This is a genomic window from Bacillus sp. FJAT-27986 (genome assembly GCF_001685035.1).
Classification (GTDB): domain Bacteria; phylum Bacillota; class Bacilli; order Bacillales; family Pradoshiaceae; genus Pradoshia.
On record NZ_MAYV01000016.1, the window covers coordinates 71,480 to 89,410 of the forward strand.

The following is a 17,931-nucleotide window of genomic DNA, read 5'->3' on the forward strand; positions in this document are numbered from 1 at the left end:
GAATAATGATACGAATTACCTTCATTTATATAATAATTTTGTTAATCAACAATGACACCAAATCTTTTTGGTACTATGTATATTGCGGATAATTCTTCTTTCTATTCTGTAACAAGTATACATGAATACAATACATTTCCATATATTATAAAACAATTAAATGTTGCAGAATAACATTAATTCACAAAAAAACCTCGGAATAATCCGAGGTTTTCATTATACTAAAACCGGTTCTACTTTTACTTCCTGAACTTTACGGATAATATCACGCGCTACCCAGACCCCACAGGCACTTGCCTGCGCTAATCCCCTTGTAATACCGCCTCCGTCTCCACCTACATATAAATTTAATATGTCTGACTGAAAGTGCTCATCTAAATTTGGTCTTGCTGAGTAGAATTTTGCCTCTACTCCATAAAACAATGTGTGCTCAGATGCTAATCCTGGCGTTACTTTATTTAATGCTTCGGTCATTTCTATTAAACTTTTCATTGTATTGTAGGGTAAAACCAAGCCTAAATCTCCTGGAACTGCTTCTTTCAAAGTAGGCTCGATAAAACCTTCTTTTATTCTCTTAACAGTAGATCGTCTTCCTTTTAAAATATCGCCGTACTTTTGAATAATTAAACCGCCATTTGAAAGGGCATTTGCCAGTTTTGATATCTCATGGGCATATTCTGTAGGCTTATCAAACGGCTCAGAAAATTTATGGGATACCAGTAATGCAAAGTTTGTATTATCACTGCCAAGTTCAGGATCTTTATAAGCATGACCATTCGCCAGCATAATTCCAGAATGATTTTCAACTACAACATGCCCGGAAGGATTGGAGCAGAATGTGCGAACCTGCGTACCAACAGAGGTATTGTAGATAAATTTACCTTCATATAAATGTTTATTGATTTCTTCCATTACCACATTGGATGTTTCAACCCTCACACCAATGTCAACCTGGTTACTCGTCATTTTAAATTTACGTTTTTTAAGAATCTCTGTTAACCATTTGGAACCGTCTCTCCCCGGTGCGACCACGACATAATCAGAATATAGCTTTTCTCCATCTTTAAGAACAATTCCTTTGGCTACATATTGGTTATCCTGCTTTTCAGTTAATACATCTTCTACTTCTGCCTTAAAAACCATATCTATTCTGTCTTTTAAATATTCATAAATACTTTTTAAAATTTCAAGATTCTGTTCCGTTCCTAAATGACGTACATAAGCTCGCAATAGCTTTAACCCTGCTGCATAGCCTGACTTCTCAATTCGGCGCACTTCTTCACTCATTGGATTCGTAAGCGTATCAGTAGCACCATGCTTTATGTTAATTGCATCTACATATTTTATCAGTTCCACAACTTGATTTTTTGATAAATAATCTGTCATCCACCCGCCAAATTCGCTTGTAATATTAAATTTCCCGTCAGAATACGCACCAGCTCCACCAAATCCGTTCGTAATGGAACAAGCAGGCAAACAACCCGCAAAGCTCTTTCGATTAGTAGGTGGCGGACATTTAACTATTCTCTTCTGTAATATTGGGCAGTTCCGTCTATATATATCATGACCTTTATCAATTAAAAGAACCTTCGCTTCCGGTAATTTTAGAGTAAATTCGTAGGCAGCAAATATTCCGGCAGGACCGGCACCCACGATAATTACATCATAATTCGTTTTCATATGAGGATCTCCTCCATTTATAGGTCTGCTCCGCACTAAAAATCATACCAAAGCGAACATGAACCGTCAACAGAAAATACGAACATTATTTTTGTAAATTATATTTTTGTTCGTCTTTAAAGTGTTTATATGTAGTTTTTATCCAAACATAAGATGTTTTTTTACCAATCCATTAAAAAAGGACGGATAACCGTCCTTTTTCCCTTTAATCAGCAAGGGCTGCAGAAAGAAGCACCGATAATAATAAGGAGGATAAATAACACAACAATCAATGCGAATCCGGAACCAAAACCGCCTCCGTGTCCGTAACCTCCACCGTAACCATATCCACCGCAACCGCTGAAACATCCATCTTGACCACCGTAATACATTTGTTTCACTCCTTTAGAAGTTCATCATTACATTTTTACTATATGTGTTATTCGCCCTTTAGGTATGTGCATTCGCCTAATTTGATTGCCTTTTTTATGTAAATATTGTAACATTATTGTAACATCAGACTAGATTATAGAAAGAAAAATGGGGGTTAATCGTATTTTCAAACGCAAGCAAGGGTTATTACTTGTTGTGATGGTTGCCACAGGTTTATTGTTTTTTTTCAGTTTTAATGTATTTTACAGCAAAAGCCAAACACAAGGCTTAATGGATAAATTAGAGAATGGACAAACAATTCGCTATTTAGTATTAGGTGACAGTATTGGTCGCGGATCGGGAGCAGAAAAGCCTGAACTTACTTGGTTCTCCCAATTAGAAAACATGATTCATGAGAAATATGGAAGCAAAATGAACGGACAATATATTGTTCAAAGCGGTGCCACTTCATTTGAAGGCATCTATAAATTGCAAGAAACAAAGGTTTCCCCATACACAGATTTAATCTTCATTGTTTTTGGTGAAAATGACAGGAAATACATGCTGAAAGACGATTTTGCCGAATTGTATGAGAATCTAATCAGGCACGCTAAAATCAGTGCACCACAAGCAAACGTAATAACTGTGATTGAGAGCAGCTTGCCGGATGAGGGGTTTGCCCAAACAATCAAGGATATCAGCCAGCATTATGGAGCTGTCCCAGTAGATATGCGACCAGTCTTTAAACAGTCGCCATTATCGATTTCTGAATTAACAAAGGACTCCGTTCATCCAAATGGAAAAGGGTACTCTTTATATGCGAATGAAATCTTTAACACCCTTAGTACATTGGATCACGCACAAAAATCAGTGACTCTGCCTAAAGCCAAATATATTCAAAACGAGTATCAATTAAAAATGAATGGTCGATACAATTATAATAACGGGTTTACGAAACATAATGGATTTCTCCATTCAAATAAAGAAAAGAGTCAATTAATCTATCAATTTAATGGACCAATTGTTGGCGCCGTTTTATTTCGCGGTCCAGATGGTGGTACGGCGAATATTTATATAGATGATCAATTTCATAGTACCATCAGTACTTGGTGGCCCTTTCAAAAAGAAAGATATATTTATCTGGCCAATAACCTCGGGGAAGGTACACATGAACTAAAGATTGTTCCTACCGGACTTCAAAGTAAATACAATTCAACGAACGAATCTTATATTAGGATTTCTGGGATACTTGAAAAGGATAAAGATTAATAAGGAACTACTGTTTGTTACGGTTTCTCTTTTTGAATTTAGAATCTCAATTCATTTTCCACTAGAAAAAATAACACGTAACAGCAAAAGAGGAAGCGAATATGCTTCCTCTTTTCAATTACTTTTCACCGCAAAAGCAATACTCATATTTACAAAAATTCATCCTGTGCTTCAAAAATGTTTGAAAAAATCCCATTTGTTCTTTTTCTATTTTAAAGTAGCCTGTAACTGGATGCTCTGCTGATAGGTTGAAAATCCTGCGATAGTCATCTAATGGAATAGATACTAGTTCCTCTTCACCAATAACGATCTTATCTTCATCACTAATTTCGTTCCATTGAATCATCCTAGTTGTTTCTTCCTCAGAGAAAAAATATGGCGACGTACATTGTTCAACAAACAGTCCATTACTTTCAGCAAATTGAATAGCGGATTGACAATTTACATTAGACCCAATATACATATAGTAATCATAGCCAAAGTGTATGAAGAATTGATCTTTACTATAGAGCTTACACCATATAAAATTTCGCAAAATCATTTTGCAAATCAAACGCAATTCATTTTTGTTTACCAACAGGTCTTCTTTGAGAACCAGCTTTTCAAATTCCTGTTCGTATAAAGGTGATGTAAGGTCTTCTTCAGAAATCTTCTTATCCAATTGCAAAATTCTTAGTGAATCAATATTACTTTCCTCCATGAATTTAATCATGGAATTTATATAAGCTGTCTCAACCTGAAGATATTCATGAAAAGTGAATTCCTTCCCATTAATAAATTCCCCTATTTCAGAAGGACAAGTCCATTCCTCCGCTATGGTATAGTACCCATTTTCATCCCTAAAATCAGGATTAAACTTTGTGACACACCACTGAAAATTTATTTGTTTAACCACCCTGCCCCTCCTCCATTCTCCGTAAGTAAAGTATATCATTTACATTAAATTTCATATTGAAATTCCAAATTGCAGGAGTTTTCTTTTTAACATCTCGTGTTTTGCAAGGGAATTTAAGGCTATAAAAGCTCTTAAAATGAAACGAGAACCCGTTAGGTATATGATGTAAAAATATATCATAAAGAAAAAATAACAGATTCACATTTTCCAAAACCCATTTGCTCTATTACGAATACGGATTACATAACAAAAAGGATAATCACCCAAGCAGGCAACGGTGTCCTCACTTAGAGAGATTATCCTTTACAATTTAATATCAGCTGAACAACTTTACATATCGCCCGTATCCTTCTTTTTCCAATTCTTCTTTTGGTATAAACTTTAGTGCAGCAGAATTAATGCAGTATCTTATCCCTGCAGGACCCGGACCGTCGGGGAATACATGACCTAAATGAGAATCCGCTTCATTACTCCGGACTTCTACGCGACGCATGCCGTGTGAATAGTCGTCCTTTTCGATTACTTCAGACTCATCAATAGGTTTTGTGAAACTTGGCCAACCACACCCCGCGTCATATTTATCCTTTGAACTGAAGAGTGGCTTTCCCGAAACGATATCCACATAGATCCCTTCTTGTTGGTTGTCCCAGTATTCATTTCGAAAAGGCGGTTCTGTACCACTTCGCTGGGTTACGTCATATTGCATAGGTGTTAGTTCTTTTAGACGATCAGAATAATTGGTCAATTATTTTCACCCCAATGCTCTTTAATAAACCCTGAACGCCCTGAACCTACTTGATAGGATTCATAATGATCTTTATTCTTCTTATAGAAATGCTGATGGTACTCCTCAGCTGGATAAAAGGTTTTGGCAGGAAGAATCGGTGTTACAATTTCCTTTGTAAATCTACCGCTGTTACCCAACTCTTTTTTGGATTGCTCCGCAATTTCCTTTTGTTCCTCGGTTGTATAGAAAATGGCTGTCTTATAGGAGTCTCCTCGATCACAAAATTGTCCGCCTGCATCTGTTGGGTCAATTTGCTGCCAGAATAACTCCACAATTGATTTATATTTTATAATAGCGGGATCAAATGTAATTTCTACTGCTTCTACATGTCCAGTACTACCTGAACAAACTTCCTCGTAAGTAGGATTTTCTTTATGTCCGCCTGTATAGCCTGAAATAACACTTTTTACTCCTGGAAATGTGTCAAAGGGTTTTACCATGCACCAAAAACACCCACCGGCAAATATTGCTTTTTCCATCATCCTACCCCCTTTTGAGTTTATATTTATAAACGTATTGATATTCTACCCTTTTATTGTTAATTAAGAAAATGGTTTGCTTAAGACTTTTCTCATATAAAGACACATGCCTAAGCTCTCTTGCATATAGCTAGAATATAATTTGGAAGTGCAAGGAGTGAGACCAATGTCCTCTATGAATGGACAAAGCTATTATCAGAAGGCAAAGGAATACGATTTACTCTCCCAGTATTACAAATATACAAATCCTGATTTGTATATTAAGTATTACTACAGACATCTGCATTATATGGAACAGTTACTTCATCAAGGGGCAGGAAATGAGCGGACTACGCTTGGTAAGATAAAGTTTTTCCATGCCCTTCCATCTGTAAAAAGCATAGATTTATATATAAATGGAACACGGATTTTCAAGAACGTCCCATCTAAATCTGTTAGTCATTATTTATCACTGCCTGAGGGGAAATATGAATTTGACCTTTATCCGAGCGGCCAATCACATTCCGCTTTGTTAAGCAGAAAAGTAGACATTAAAGAAGGAACCCCTTATACCATTATTGCTGCAGCGAATCAAAATGGATATTCTCTCTTTTCAATCGAGGATAATCTTACTCTTCCGACCAGGGAGACAAAGTTAAACTGTTTAAATCTAAATCCTGATTCGGCTGGTATCGATATCGCTGTAACAGGTGGAGATACCATATTTTCTAATTTAGCCTATAAAAAGCCCAGCTCTTATCTTGGATTGACTCCGATGACAGTAGAATTTTTAGTGAAATGTTCAAAATCGAAAGAAATGATTCTTGATCCTTTTTCCGTCACCCTCCATCCCGACCAAATATACACAATGCTTATTTTAAGCTCGGGAAACGAACATAAAGACCCGGAAATTGTGTTTATTTAAAAGGCTCTGTTAAATGTAAATGTTGATTTTTGATACCTGTCCGAATCCTTGATATAATCAATATAAGAACGAATATTCGGGGAGGTTGTCAAGGTGGGCAAAGCGTTTAGCAACTTGTTAAAGTATATTGACAAATTACCACACACCCAAAAAGAACAAGTCTATCAATGGGTTAAACGCTATGTTGACCCTTCTTCCTCTGCTGGTGGTCGATTAATTGATGAAATGAGGGAAACTCGCTTCAAGGAAGGATTCGAGTGTCCTCATTGTTCATCGGAACACGTTGTTCGGTTCGGAAAATATAAGGGACGGCAACGGTATCAATGTAAATGTTGTAGCAAAACCTTTACTGACACAACCAACACCGTCTTGTACCGCACTCGAAAGGCTAACGAATGGATTACATTTGTTGATTGTATGTTCAAAGGCTATTCTCTGCGAAAATCTGCTGAAATCGTAGGGGTCACTTGGGTTACTCTTTTTTATTGGAGACACAAACTATTAAACGCCTTAAAACAAATGGATTTTGACCACTTTGAGGGAATCGTTGAAATGGACGAGACCTATTTCCTATACTCTCAAAAAGGACAACGTAGCATTATTGAACGCAAACCACGCAAACGTGGCGGGAAATCCAAGCAGAGAGGAATCAGCCACGAACAGGTTTGTGTCCTCGTTGCCAGAGACCGAACAAAAGCAACGGTCTCCAAAGTTGCTTGTATGGGGCGTATTATAAAACTGAAAGTCGATGCCTTAATTGGTTCTAAACTTTCCAAAGACAACGTGATTGTAACCGATGCTTGGAGGGCTTACAAAACCTATGCGAAAGAAAAAGGTTTAGAGCATTACCGTATTAAATCAGACGGTGGCAAACACGTTATCAAGGGTTTGTATCACATCCAAAATGTCAACGGTCTTCATTCTCGTCTAAAACAGTGGATAGGCCGCTTTAAAGGTGTGGCTACAAAGTATCTGGATAATTACCTTTCCTGGTTTTTGTTTGTCGATAGTCGTAGCAACGAAAGCACTAAACAGCATATTAAAGAATTTTTATTAACTTCATTTGTATTTGAAATGACGGACACATATGACAGTTTACGGTTAGCCAAATTTAGCGTGAAATAACCATATAACTTACGAAATCAGGTGACGATTCTTTGACTGAAAAAAAGGTTTACAAACCGCTTGAGGATTTATCAAACCAACAATTAAATGAAATTTTAGATAGGAACAGAATCTATGAACTTATTCCTCTTCCTCTTTCTGTCGGAGAGTATCATATAAATTGGAAGTATGCACAGGATTTATGTGCCAAGTTATCTGAACACGAGAATCCTCTAATAAGGGCGAATGCGATTTTAGGTTTTGCCTACATCGCAAGAACAAAAGGTATGTTGGAAAAACATATAGTTAAACCAATAGTGTTGAAAGAACTCCGAGATAATCAAGAATACAATTGGAGAATAATTGACGCTATACACGACATAAATCTTTTTATGAAATGGAAAATTGGAGCCAATGCAATAAAAGAATAGATTTTAAACATTTGAAAACATAGGGAAACTTTTATTCGAGTGAGTTTCCCTAACTTTATTGAAAAAATCAACATTAAAATTTAACAGAGCCATTTAAAAAATGAGAGGAATTGCATCCATGGACTCATGGTACAATTCCTCTTTTTACAATTATTCTACCGGAACTAACAAACTTAACTTAATTTCATCATTTTTGAGATCAAAAGACTTTGCTTTAACTGTGATTCCACTCTTAAGATCCATTTGGCTTAATGCCAAATATATGTTTTTTTCTTTAGGTCGTATCATAACCCATTCAGGTGTATCATATTTTTCGTTAATGTAATTCAATACAAATGTTGCCGGCAAGCTCATACCGCCAATTTGAATAGCTTCATGCTTTAAAAGTAAATCCCCATTTTCGAGTGTAACTGGTTCAAATAACACCTTGATTTCGACATTTCTGCCAAACGCGGATAATGTTCCGTACAATTCAAGACTTTCCTTTAAAAGCACCTCATATTTAATTGGACTATCTGAGCTTTCTTCCTCAATATAATAATTAATAATCCGATTAAGGTCTTCCTTATTGGATGTAAACGGTATCTCCACTTTTTCATCGTTAGTGGCTAGTTTATTTAATGATTCTTCATCCTTTATCGGACGAGTCGTCCAATAAATCAGGATACAGGCTGCAATTAGGTTGATTGCCAATAGCCCCAAAAAAAGTCCTTTCCACTTGTTATCTATTTTGAAGATTCTCCTCATTCTTCTCCCCCTCTTGTACCATCCTCATCGTATTTATGTTTTTAACAGTACTCTCTTTCATTTTCTCATATATACGTGAAGCAATAATCTCATAGCCCTTGTCATTCGGATGAAAATAATCCTCTTTGTATAAAAGATTTTCATTTGATTTTGAGAATGCATCATCAATTCGGATAAAAAAAGCATTTGGATCCTCAGAAACTATTCCCTCACTGACGCTATTCCAATCATCCATGATAATATCCAGTTCCTGAAATGCTGATATCCATTTCCCGAAAGGGTTATACAAGCCAACAAAATAAATTTCTGCTTCTTTATTATATTGTCTAATTATACTAAAGATTTCTTTCAGTCGCTCTTCATATTGAATAGCCTCCAGATTAAAATCCTGTATGGTTAAATTTGTAAATTGTTCTTTTACAACTCTCATGATATCGTTTCCGCCAATCGTAATGATAATGGCATCAGAAGTTTGTATATCGGCTATTAACTGTGGCGTATTCAGCCGTCTTAAAAGATCTGAAGATCGATTGCCGCGGATACCGTGGTTGGTAAATTCCGCTTCTCTTATCCCCTTATTTTGTTCTAAATAGGAGACTAAATAAGGAATATATCCCCCTTGATCACTGCTATCCCCAACACCCTGGGTCAATGAATCCCCCAGTGAAACTACCTTCACATCGGTTGGAAAGAAATCATTCGGAATTTCCCGCTTTAATGCTTTTGTTATAGATGAGGCTGAATGTTCTTCCACTTGCTTTCCAAAAAAATATTGATAAGGACTGCATCCTGAAAGCATAAATATCATAATCACAGTTATCAAGGTTTTCCAAAACATAGCTGTCACCTGCCTAAAGATTACTCTTTATTATATTCATTATAGTTACAATAAATATCCTTATCATATAAAAAAAGACAGGTTTCCCCTGCCCCTAATTTGACTGTAGTATTTTTATATGTTTAATAATATCCTCGAATGGAATACCTTCAACACCAGAATATTGCTGAACAACTGTGCCCTCTTGATCGACCAATGAAAAGCTCGTTCCATGAATTACCTGGTCCCCTTCAGCAGGCTTCTGCACCAATACTTTAAAGCTATCCTTCGCCAGGCTTTCAATCGTTTCTTGGTCATACCCTGTTAAGAAGCTCCAATTATCGAAATTCGCCTGAAAGCTTTCCCCGTATTTTTTCAAAATAGAAGGATTGTCTACTTCCGGATCGATACTAAAGGAAACAAAATGTACATCCTCAAGACCTTCTTCAGTAATCATATTTTGAAGCTTTTTCATATTGGAAGTCATCGGCAAACATACTGTATTGCAATTTGTAAAGATAAAATCAGCGATCCATACTTTTCCTTCTAAATCACCTTTTGATACTTTTTGTTCATTTTGGTCTGTAAAAGTAAAATCTTCTACCTTCCAATTTACCGCATTAGGTATTTCTTGTTGAGAGCAACCATTAATAATGAAAACCAGAAAAAATACCATTGCTATTTTGCCAAAATAGTTCATGAATTAACCACCCTGTGTTTAATCTCTAATACTGTTAATTTTATCAAAATCTGTATTTTCACAAAAGTATTTTGCCTTTGATTGACAGATTGTTTTATCCTTTTGAGATTTAAACATTGGTAGTTTCGTTTGAGTTTCTTTGACTCGTTATAAAACCCTACTCGAACTGAATTTGAATCGTCACAATTTCAGAGCGTGTACCAATCCGAATAGGCGGTCCCCAAAAACCAAAACCGGATGTTACGATCGAGTCCATCTGACCCTTTTTTAAATAGCCCCAATCATTTTCATATATCGCTTCAGTAATTAGATTTCCCGGAAAAATCTGGCCGCGATGGGTATGACCGGAAACCATTAAGTCAACGCCTTCTTGCTGCGCAATATCAAGTTCATAGGGCTGATGTTCCAACAAAATGGCGGGCTTTTCGAGATTTACACCGCTCATTAATTTTTCTAAAGGCAACCTATCTTCCTCAGTTCGATCCTTGCGCCCAATGAGAGTGAATTCTTCTTTAACCTCTACGGTTTCATCGTACAGCACTTGAATTCCGCTGCGCTCTACCGCTTCAATCAGTTCCTGCATCGTACCATCGTGCTTATCATGATTTCCAAGGGATGCATACACCCCATATGGTGCCTGAAGCTTGGATAATATCCGATCGATCTTCTGATCAAGGAATGGTTGAACATCATCATCAAATAAATCTCCAGGCAAAAGGATTAAATCAGGATTCAGTTCGTTAACTTTCTTTACAAAACGCTCCGCATGGTCTTTACCCGATAGCAACCCAAAATGTGTATCTGCAGCCATCACGATATGTAGGTTTTCGAGAGACGAGGAACCTTTATCCATCTTAATTTCATAGTTACGTACGACTGGGCTATAGGCATTATATGTACCGTATATCATAAATGTTATTAACAGCCCTAAAGTGATGATCCCTGCCCATAACTGCGTTTTCGGCCGATGCAGCCGTGTCAGGCGTAGAAGAATAACTGTAATATGAGCAAGAGGAACTAGCATTAACAGTAAGTAAAAGCATGCCATCCAATAAGCTCCAGCAATATTTAAAAATGTCAGCCCAGAAAAGCGGCCAATTATAAATGAGCTTGCTGCAAGTATAATGATGAGGCTGTATAGGATTTTAAATCGTCGGCTTGAAGATTCCGGTCGTAGCCAACGATATCCCCGCCAGCCTATATAGTAGACGAGGCCACCATAAAGCAGCAGTGCAATAATCAGAATAAGAATGAACATATGTATTCCATAAGACTCCTTTTCACATGACTTTTATCATTTTAGTTTAATAAGGTAACATCCTACTTTATTATGACTTACCTATTCTTGATTGTTAATTTATTTGATTTTTATTTTATTCCATATCAACTAAAAGGGACATACACTTTAAAAGTTGTTCCTTTGTTTTTCTCACTTTCGACTTCAATTTTCCCTTTCATTCTCTCGATAACTTGATAACAAACCATCAATCCAATGCCGGTTCCTTTATCTTTTAATGAGTAGAAGGCTGTGCCTAAACGTTTTATTTGTTCCTCACTCATACCATTACCTGTATCTGATACCGAAAAGACTATACACTCTCCTTCTTTCTGAATGGATAAAGTCAGTTCGCCGCCATCCTTCATTGCCTCAATCCCATTTTTCATAATATTGATTAATACCTGCTTCACTTCGTTTGTATTTATGTATATTTCCAAGTCAAAATCCAATTCGAAGTGTAAATGAATATTGCTGACCATTAAGGCATATCCGTTCATTAAATCAACAATATGAGCTGAGAACTCTGATAACATCACATATTCCTTCGATCCTAAGTCCGGCTTGGCAAGAGATAGATAATCGTTAATAATTCCTTCAGCCCGATTGATTTCGTCCACCATTAATTTTATATATGATAATTCCTCTTCAGATAACTTGCTTTTATTTTGGAAGATTTGCAGAAATCCTTTCACAACGGTCATAGGATTTCGAATCTCATGAGCAACAGATGCTGCTAATTGTCCAATGGCGTTCATTTTTTCAGCTTGTTGCAGCTCTTTTTGGATACTCGTCCTATATACAATATTATCAATTTCCTTTATGGCTTCATCAAAATTATTAATCAGCATTTCATTATTAGATTTAGAACCAATTTGTACTGAAGTAATTGAAAGCTTTTCAAATAAAATATGAAGCTGATGAACCATATAGTTGAATTGTTCAAAAAGCTCCTCAAATTCTGTTGAGGAATCTTCGGTTAACTTAATATTAAATTCACCCTGACTTACCTTCGTTATCCCTATAATCAACTTATGAACAGGGCCCATTAATTTATTTAAATAATGACAAAGGACACCATATGCCATACAAAAAATAATTAATATACTTCCAATGAATAGGAGTAACCAATACAAGTTTTTCGTGAACACTTCATCTGCATTGATTGTCACCGCTAATATAGCTTTATTAGACCCTTCTAATCCATCAATTCCAGCATAGGCATTGACCCATTTATTCGAAGATTCCTTATATATTTCTGTTATTTGCGGATTTTCACCATGTATGACCTTTTGAATATAAGGTAGGGTTCGTTTGCTTGGTATAAAGGGAGACCCTTCCTTTATACCATTAGGTTGAGTACCATCTGATGCACTGATGATTTCATAATGCTTTTTATTTTCGTTATATAAAATAATATGTCCGGAAAATAAGTGATTACTCTGTTTATCCATTTCGTTCAGATAGGTTTTCAGTTTAGACCTTGCACCTATTGAGGAATCAGTATTAACTGAAGCTTCATTTATTAATCGGGAGGGAATCATTGATGAGCCAAACATAACCATCCCCTTACCTCTTTCATACAATATATCTTCTGTATAAGCATTCATTAATTTATACCCAATAATCGAGATAAGAATGATAGTAATGAGCATTAACAAGACTAATAGCGTCAAAATTTTGCGTTTGATTGACATCGACTTTTTTATATTCTTCATAGATCCCTCACACAGTTTCATAGTATCTATCTATAATTAGACAAAATTAGGCAGTTTTCCTGTAATAAATATAAAATAATCGCAAAATCAAAAAAAAATACACTATCTCGATCTTGGATAGTGCATTTCTCTTACTGTTACATTAGTCGGCGTAATACATAAAGCCGATTGCCCCAATTCCCGTATGTGTACTAATAATCGGTGTTGTTTCATAAATTGGTACATCATCTATACCAAGTTCACGGATGATCATTTCTTTCAATTTTGTTGCAAGTTCGATTGCATCTGCGTGGGTTATGCCAATCCCCTTTAGAACTTTCCCCTCAATATCCTGCATAAGCTGCTTTACTAAGAATTTCACGATTTGGCCTTGACTTCTCACTTTCGCTACAGGAGTATACTCTCCTGTATCAAGTGAAGCAATCGGTTTGATATTTAAGAGAGAACTTAACATAGCTTTTCCTTTTCCAATTCGGCCGCCCTTAACTAGATTCTCAAGGGTATCCACCACCACAAAAAGTCGAGTATTTTCCCTAATATGATCCAATTTTTCAACAATCTCATCCATCGTTTTACCTTCTCTTGCCATTTCAGATGCCGCTAGTACCTGGAATCCCAGTGCATTGGATATATATTTGGAATTAACTACTGCAACTTTCCCATCAGCCATTCTGGCAGCAGTTTGAGCCGATTGCACAGTACCGCTCATTTGAGCAGTCATATGAATAGACAACACTTCACTTCCATCTTCTGTAAGTTTATTATATACTTCCAGAAATTCACCTGCTGGGGGCTGGGAACTTTTTGGCAATTCTTCTGATTGCTGCATTTTGGTAATAAATTCTTTAGATGTAATATCTACTCCATCAATGTATGTTTCGCCATTTATTGTAATTGAGAGTGGTACAACTGTTATGTCATTTTCTGCGATGATCTCCTTTGGCAGATCAAGCGTGGAATCAGTAACAATTTTAATATTTGGCATAGTTTCACTTCCTATATGTATGACTAATCATATTATACATGGTAGAAAATTAAATTTAAATGAATTTCATTTTCCTTAATATAAGTTTATGAAAAATTCTTATAATTCAAATACTCAATTCCAGCAAATCCTACCATGTAAATTTGTTAATCGATTTACGTTAAACGAAAGCATAACTGGCATGCAGCTGTACTAAATATATATTTCCTAAATTTAACTATTTATTATTTCCCCTCATCATGTATATAAACTCCAAGCTATTCTATTATTAAAAATAAAAAGAGTGTGAATCACTGTAGATTCACACTCTGCTGCATTCAAATTTCGTACTTAATTTAAATCCTGTTCCAGTTCGTACTGTTCTGCTTTTATTAGCTTTCGTTTATATACAAATTTTGATAGTGAAATGCTGATTTCATATAACAGCAATAACGGAACTGAAACTACAAAATCAGATAAAAATTCAGGCGGTGTAATAATAATCGCAACCACGATTAACACAAAATATGCGTATTTCCGATACTTCGCCATAATATACGGATTCAAGATACCCAAGGACGTCAAAAACATCATGACGACTGGCAATTCAAAGAGAAATGCAAACGGCAATGACATATGAATAATAAATTTCAAATATTTATCTGCCGTATAGGATGTCGTCATCACATCATTACCCAAATCTGTCAAGAAACTCATAACGATTGGAAAGATGACAAAATAGCCAAAGGATAATCCTGCTATAAACAGAAGAAATAATGCAGGTATATAGGATAATGCAATTTTTTGTTCGTGTTTCAAAAGTGCAGGTTTAATAAACAGCCAGAGTTGAATTGCTAGAACAGGTATTGTACAGGCAATAGCCACTATGGAGGCTATTGTAAAGTAAATCCACATAACATCACTAGGGCCAAGTACAATAAGCTTCTCATCTACATTACGAGTAAAAAATTTATATATGTCTTTAACGAAGAAAAAAGATACACATAAAAACAGTATAAAAGCAGTTACTGTGATGATTAACCTTGTTCTCAATTCATCAAGGTGCTCTATCATATTTAATTCTTTCTCTTCCAAACTAGAGTCACGCCTTTCTGAATCCCTTTAAAGAGGTGCAAGAATAAATTCTCACACCTCTTTTAAATAAACTATTAAATTATTTATTGATCTCTTTTTTAACATCCTTTATATCATCCACTACATCACTGGTTAAATCTTTTGTAGAATTTTTAAATTCACGTAATGTTTGACCGAAAGCTCTGCCGATTTCAGGTAGCTTTTTAGGTCCAAAGATAATCAGGACAAGCAAAAGGATTAACAGCAATCCTGGTACACCAATATTTGAAAACATTCTTTTCTCCCTCCCAAGCTGAAATGAATCTAATTCTATTATAATTGTTTTAAAGGTAAAGAAAAGTAATAATTTCATATACAAACAGAATATACTAACTTTTACTTATTTAGGAATTCGTTTTGTTAAATAAATCTACCATTCTAACTTATATTAAAAATTGATGAAGGCTGCTTCCTTTCTTTACTTCAACAAACTGGAATCCTTTAGTCTCCATTCGCTGCATCAGTCCATTATAATCCTCTCTTTTTTGCAATTCGATGCCAACAAGTGCAGGACCATTGTCTTTATTATTCTTCTTCGTATATTCAAACCTGGTTATGTCATCATTCGGTCCAAGCACCTCATCGAGAAATTCTCGCAGAGCACCCGCCCGCTGTGGGAAATGAACAATGAAATGATGCAGGAGACCTTCATATTGAAGAGAGCGGTCTTTAATATCCTGCATTCTCCCAATATCATTATTGCCACCGCTAATGATGCACACGACCGTTTTTCCCACCAATTGCTCTTGATACAAATCCAGTGCTGCAACGGACATAGCTCCAGCCGGTTCAGCCACAATCGCGTGCTCATTATATAATTCCAGAATCGTGGTACATACCTTTCCTTCCGGCACAGTAACCACATCCTTAAGCAAATCACGGCAAATAGCAAATGTTTTCTCTCCAACCTCTTTTACGGCAGCTCCATCAACAAAGGAATCAATTTGCGGAAGTTTAACCACCTGCCCCTCTTTGATTGCTGTTTGCATAGATGGTGCCCCAACCGGCTCTACGCCAATACAGGCAGTAACGGGAGATATACTCGCACTGTACGCAGCTATACCTGACATCAATCCGCCGCCGCCAACACTACCAAAAATATAGTCAACGGGTACGTCTATATCATGAAATATCTCTACAGCTACCGTACCTTGTCCAGAAATGACATTTTGATCATTAAACGGATGAATGAATGCTCTATTTTCTGCTTCCTCGCACTTCCTTGCTTCTATAAATGAATCATCAAACGTATCACCAATCAGGATAATTTCCACATATTCTTTTCCAAATAACTCCACTTGATTAACTTTTTGTCTTGGAGTGGTTGTAGGCATGTAGATTTTACCCATCACCTTTAATTCATTACATGCGTAAGCTACTCCCTGAGCATGATTGCCGGCACTGGCGCATACTATGCCATTTTGCAATTCCTCTTTCGATAGATTTAGCATCGCATAAAATGCCCCACGCAATTTAAAAGAACGTACATATTGAAGGTCTTCTCTTTTCAAATAAACATTACAATGATACTTTTCTGACAACCTCTTATTTCTTTGCAAAGGAGTGTGAGCAACCTTGTCTTTTAATTGCTGATACGCGATTAAAATTTGTTCAGGCGATACCCCTTCATTTGTTTTCACCAGATGCCTCATATGCTCTCCTCCATTACTTTTTTATTAATTTATAAATTATAGCAGGTACGAATAATAAATCAACAGAATTTTTAGAAAAATCAATTTAATAAAATTTAACTGATATACTTTTAATAATTTACAAATTAATTCCGTGTGATTAATTTGGCTACATTGATCACTTGATGGAATGCTGACCACTTTTTAAAAGCTTCAAAAAACGACAAAACAGGTAGAATTTTCTCCACCTGTTTTGTCGTTCTAGCTCTAATGATACGTATGCCTTTGATTTGATTTATGCACCCTTTAACAGATTGCTTCTTTCCTCTTTGATTCTAGTATGAATATGTTCAGCCACTGCTGTCATTCCCTCTTCTTCGTATTGTTCAGAGGTAATCGCAGGCAATATAACAAGTTTAACCTTCCCAGGCTTTATCTTATTATTGTTATTCTCAAACAAGTCCGCAGTACCTGTAATCATAAAAGGTACAATCGGCACCCTAGTATCTTTAGCAAGACGCAATGAGCCCGCTTTAAATTCACCAATCTCCTTACCTCTGTTGCGAGTACCCTCTGGAAAAATGAGAATTGAGTGGCCATCCTTTAATTTCTGTACCCCTTCTCTAATAGCCTGTATAGAAGCACGTCGATCCTTACGATCCATAAACACGCAGCCCATTACTTCCATCCAGCCAGCAACAATCGGAATTTTTTTTACTTCAATTTTTGAAATAAAGCCAAACGGCTTGGAGATACCAGCCATTAATACGGGTATATCAAAATCCCCTTCATGATTTCCTACAAATAATACTGGCCCATCCGGAATATTTTCGGACCCTACGACTTCCAGCTCACAGCCTGAATTCTTTAAAAATCCTTTTGCCCATTTTTTCGGAATTTGTTGAATTTCCACATCGTCATGAGCATTATTTTTCTCATAAACCTTCTTCATTTTAGATAGTCCTGGTAAGCTGTACAATAAAAAGCCACATAAATAAATAACCATATAAACTAACCGTAGCAATGTAATAAACCTCCTGTATC

At 36.1% G+C, this 17,931-nt stretch carries 19 protein-coding genes; 4 read left to right on the forward strand and 15 right to left on the reverse strand.

From position 1 onward, the window contains the following. Positions 1-216 precede the first annotated feature (216 nt). Together A8L44_RS13270 and A8L44_RS13275 are read right to left on the reverse strand one after the other, a co-directional pair. A complete protein-coding gene (locus tag A8L44_RS13270; protein WP_066107115.1) occupies positions 217-1,680 on the reverse strand; it encodes an NAD(P)/FAD-dependent oxidoreductase in 1,464 nt (487 codons plus the stop codon). Positions 1,681-1,889: 209 nt separating this feature from the next. Further along, the gene (locus A8L44_RS13275) at positions 1,890-2,051 is read right to left on the reverse strand and encodes a YjcZ family sporulation protein (RefSeq protein ID WP_066107118.1); all 162 of its coding nucleotides are present in this window, start codon (positions 2,049-2,051) and stop codon (positions 1,890-1,892) included. 148 nt (positions 2,052-2,199) lie between these two features. Between A8L44_RS13275 and A8L44_RS13280 the strand changes: the two genes are divergently transcribed. Continuing rightward, entirely contained in the window at positions 2,200-3,300 is a 1,101-nt protein-coding gene (locus A8L44_RS13280) for an SGNH/GDSL hydrolase family protein (RefSeq protein WP_077248139.1), read from the forward strand. A 118-nt stretch (positions 3,301-3,418) separates the two neighbouring features. Here the strand turns inward: A8L44_RS13280 and A8L44_RS13285 are convergent, their stop codons facing one another. The 3 genes from A8L44_RS13285 to msrA all read right to left on the reverse strand — a co-directional run bounded on the left by A8L44_RS13285 (position 3,419) and on the right by msrA (position 5,461). Next, positions 3,419-4,195: a DUF7683 domain-containing protein gene (locus tag A8L44_RS13285; protein ID WP_066107121.1), complete on the reverse strand. Its 777-nt coding sequence runs from the start codon at positions 4,193-4,195 to the stop codon at positions 3,419-3,421. A 316-nt stretch (positions 4,196-4,511) separates the two neighbouring features. Beyond that, positions 4,512-4,901, reverse strand: coding sequence for a peptide-methionine (R)-S-oxide reductase MsrB (gene msrB, locus A8L44_RS13290; protein WP_066107820.1), 390 nt, complete (start codon positions 4,899-4,901; stop codon positions 4,512-4,514). 35 nt (positions 4,902-4,936) lie between these two features. After that, on the reverse strand, positions 4,937-5,461 hold the full coding sequence (msrA, locus tag A8L44_RS13295) for a peptide-methionine (S)-S-oxide reductase MsrA (RefSeq protein WP_373925470.1): 525 nt from the start codon (positions 5,459-5,461) through the stop codon (positions 4,937-4,939). A 166-nt stretch (positions 5,462-5,627) separates the two neighbouring features. On the opposite strand from msrA, the gene A8L44_RS13300 reads away from it, so the two are divergent. The 3 genes from A8L44_RS13300 to A8L44_RS13310 all read left to right on the forward strand — a co-directional run bounded on the left by A8L44_RS13300 (position 5,628) and on the right by A8L44_RS13310 (position 7,900). Next, on the forward strand, positions 5,628-6,365 hold the full coding sequence (locus A8L44_RS13300; RefSeq protein WP_066107128.1) for a DUF4397 domain-containing protein: 738 nt from the start codon (positions 5,628-5,630) through the stop codon (positions 6,363-6,365). A gap of 93 nt (positions 6,366-6,458) precedes the next feature. Continuing rightward, positions 6,459-7,490 (forward strand): IS1595 family transposase, encoded by a 1,032-nt coding sequence (locus tag A8L44_RS13305; RefSeq protein WP_066107131.1) that lies wholly within the window; start codon positions 6,459-6,461, stop codon positions 7,488-7,490. Positions 7,491-7,522: 32 nt separating this feature from the next. Then, positions 7,523-7,900, forward strand: a complete 378-nt coding sequence (locus A8L44_RS13310; RefSeq protein WP_066107136.1) for a hypothetical protein — start codon at positions 7,523-7,525, stop codon at positions 7,898-7,900. Positions 7,901-8,050: 150 nt separating this feature from the next. On the opposite strand, the gene A8L44_RS13315 is transcribed toward A8L44_RS13310, so the two are convergent. The 10 genes from A8L44_RS13315 to A8L44_RS13360 form a co-directional block, all read right to left on the reverse strand. Continuing rightward, a complete protein-coding gene (locus tag A8L44_RS13315; protein ID WP_066107139.1) occupies positions 8,051-8,647 on the reverse strand; it encodes a YpmS family protein in 597 nt (198 codons plus the stop codon). Beyond that, a complete protein-coding gene (locus tag A8L44_RS13320) occupies positions 8,622-9,485 on the reverse strand; it encodes an SGNH/GDSL hydrolase family protein (RefSeq protein ID WP_066107142.1) in 864 nt (287 codons plus the stop codon). Before A8L44_RS13320 ends, A8L44_RS13315 begins: the two co-directional genes overlap by 26 nt. 94 nt (positions 9,486-9,579) lie before the next feature. Then, a complete protein-coding gene (locus A8L44_RS13325) occupies positions 9,580-10,164 on the reverse strand; it encodes an SCO family protein (protein ID WP_175354300.1) in 585 nt (194 codons plus the stop codon). A 157-nt stretch (positions 10,165-10,321) separates the two neighbouring features. Then, positions 10,322-11,422: a metallophosphoesterase gene (locus A8L44_RS13330; protein WP_066107145.1), complete on the reverse strand. Its 1,101-nt coding sequence runs from the start codon at positions 11,420-11,422 to the stop codon at positions 10,322-10,324. Between the two features lie 125 nt (positions 11,423-11,547). Next, the gene (locus A8L44_RS13335) at positions 11,548-13,158 is read right to left on the reverse strand and encodes a sensor histidine kinase (RefSeq protein ID WP_066107148.1); all 1,611 of its coding nucleotides are present in this window, start codon (positions 13,156-13,158) and stop codon (positions 11,548-11,550) included. Positions 13,159-13,300: 142 nt separating this feature from the next. Then, entirely contained in the window at positions 13,301-14,143 is an 843-nt protein-coding gene (locus A8L44_RS13340; RefSeq protein WP_066107152.1) for a DegV family protein, read from the reverse strand. A 330-nt stretch (positions 14,144-14,473) separates the two neighbouring features. Beyond that, positions 14,474-15,217 carry a twin-arginine translocase subunit TatC gene (gene tatC, locus A8L44_RS13345; RefSeq protein ID WP_066107156.1) on the reverse strand — a complete coding sequence of 248 codons (744 nt, stop codon included), beginning with the start codon at positions 15,215-15,217 and terminating at the stop codon, positions 14,474-14,476. Positions 15,218-15,296: 79 nt separating this feature from the next. After that, positions 15,297-15,491 carry a twin-arginine translocase TatA/TatE family subunit gene (locus A8L44_RS13350; RefSeq protein WP_066107160.1) on the reverse strand — a complete coding sequence of 65 codons (195 nt, stop codon included), beginning with the start codon at positions 15,489-15,491 and terminating at the stop codon, positions 15,297-15,299. Positions 15,492-15,639: 148 nt separating this feature from the next. Continuing rightward, a complete protein-coding gene (gene ilvA / locus A8L44_RS13355) occupies positions 15,640-16,908 on the reverse strand; it encodes a threonine ammonia-lyase IlvA (RefSeq protein ID WP_066107163.1) in 1,269 nt (422 codons plus the stop codon). 274 nt (positions 16,909-17,182) lie between these two features. Further along, a complete protein-coding gene (locus tag A8L44_RS13360; protein WP_254654727.1) occupies positions 17,183-17,911 on the reverse strand; it encodes a lysophospholipid acyltransferase family protein in 729 nt (242 codons plus the stop codon). Positions 17,912-17,931: the final 20 nt, after the last annotated feature.

Bases quoted from the DNA above. Each gene is read 5' to 3' on its own strand.
- A8L44_RS13350 (WP_066107160.1), bottom strand. From the start codon at position 15,491: ATGTTTTCAAATATTGGTGTACCAGGATTGCTGTTAATCCTTTTGCTT.
- A8L44_RS13325 (WP_175354300.1), bottom strand. From the start codon at position 10,164: ATGAACTATTTTGGCAAAATAGCAATGGTATTTTTTCTGGTTTTCATT.
- A8L44_RS13300 (WP_066107128.1), top strand. From the start codon at position 5,628: ATGTCCTCTATGAATGGACAAAGCTATTATCAGAAGGCAAAGGAATAC.
- A8L44_RS13275 (WP_066107118.1), bottom strand. From the start codon at position 2,051: ATGTATTACGGTGGTCAAGATGGATGTTTCAGCGGTTGCGGTGGATAT.
- A8L44_RS13330 (WP_066107145.1), bottom strand. From the start codon at position 11,422: ATGTTCATTCTTATTCTGATTATTGCACTGCTGCTTTATGGTGGCCTC.
- A8L44_RS13280 (WP_077248139.1), top strand. From the start codon at position 2,200: ATGGGGGTTAATCGTATTTTCAAACGCAAGCAAGGGTTATTACTTGTT.
- A8L44_RS13340 (WP_066107152.1), bottom strand. From the start codon at position 14,143: ATGCCAAATATTAAAATTGTTACTGATTCCACGCTTGATCTGCCAAAG.
- A8L44_RS13270 (WP_066107115.1), bottom strand. From the start codon at position 1,680: ATGAAAACGAATTATGATGTAATTATCGTGGGTGCCGGTCCTGCCGGA.
- ilvA (WP_066107163.1), bottom strand. From the start codon at position 16,908: ATGAGGCATCTGGTGAAAACAAATGAAGGGGTATCGCCTGAACAAATT.
- msrB (WP_066107820.1), bottom strand. From the start codon at position 4,901: ATGCAATATGACGTAACCCAGCGAAGTGGTACAGAACCGCCTTTTCGA.
- msrA (WP_373925470.1), bottom strand. From the start codon at position 5,461: ATGGAAAAAGCAATATTTGCCGGTGGGTGTTTTTGGTGCATGGTAAAA.
- A8L44_RS13320 (WP_066107142.1), bottom strand. From the start codon at position 9,485: ATGTTTTGGAAAACCTTGATAACTGTGATTATGATATTTATGCTTTCA.
- A8L44_RS13335 (WP_066107148.1), bottom strand. From the start codon at position 13,158: ATGAAGAATATAAAAAAGTCGATGTCAATCAAACGCAAAATTTTGACG.
- A8L44_RS13315 (WP_066107139.1), bottom strand. From the start codon at position 8,647: ATGAGGAGAATCTTCAAAATAGATAACAAGTGGAAAGGACTTTTTTTG.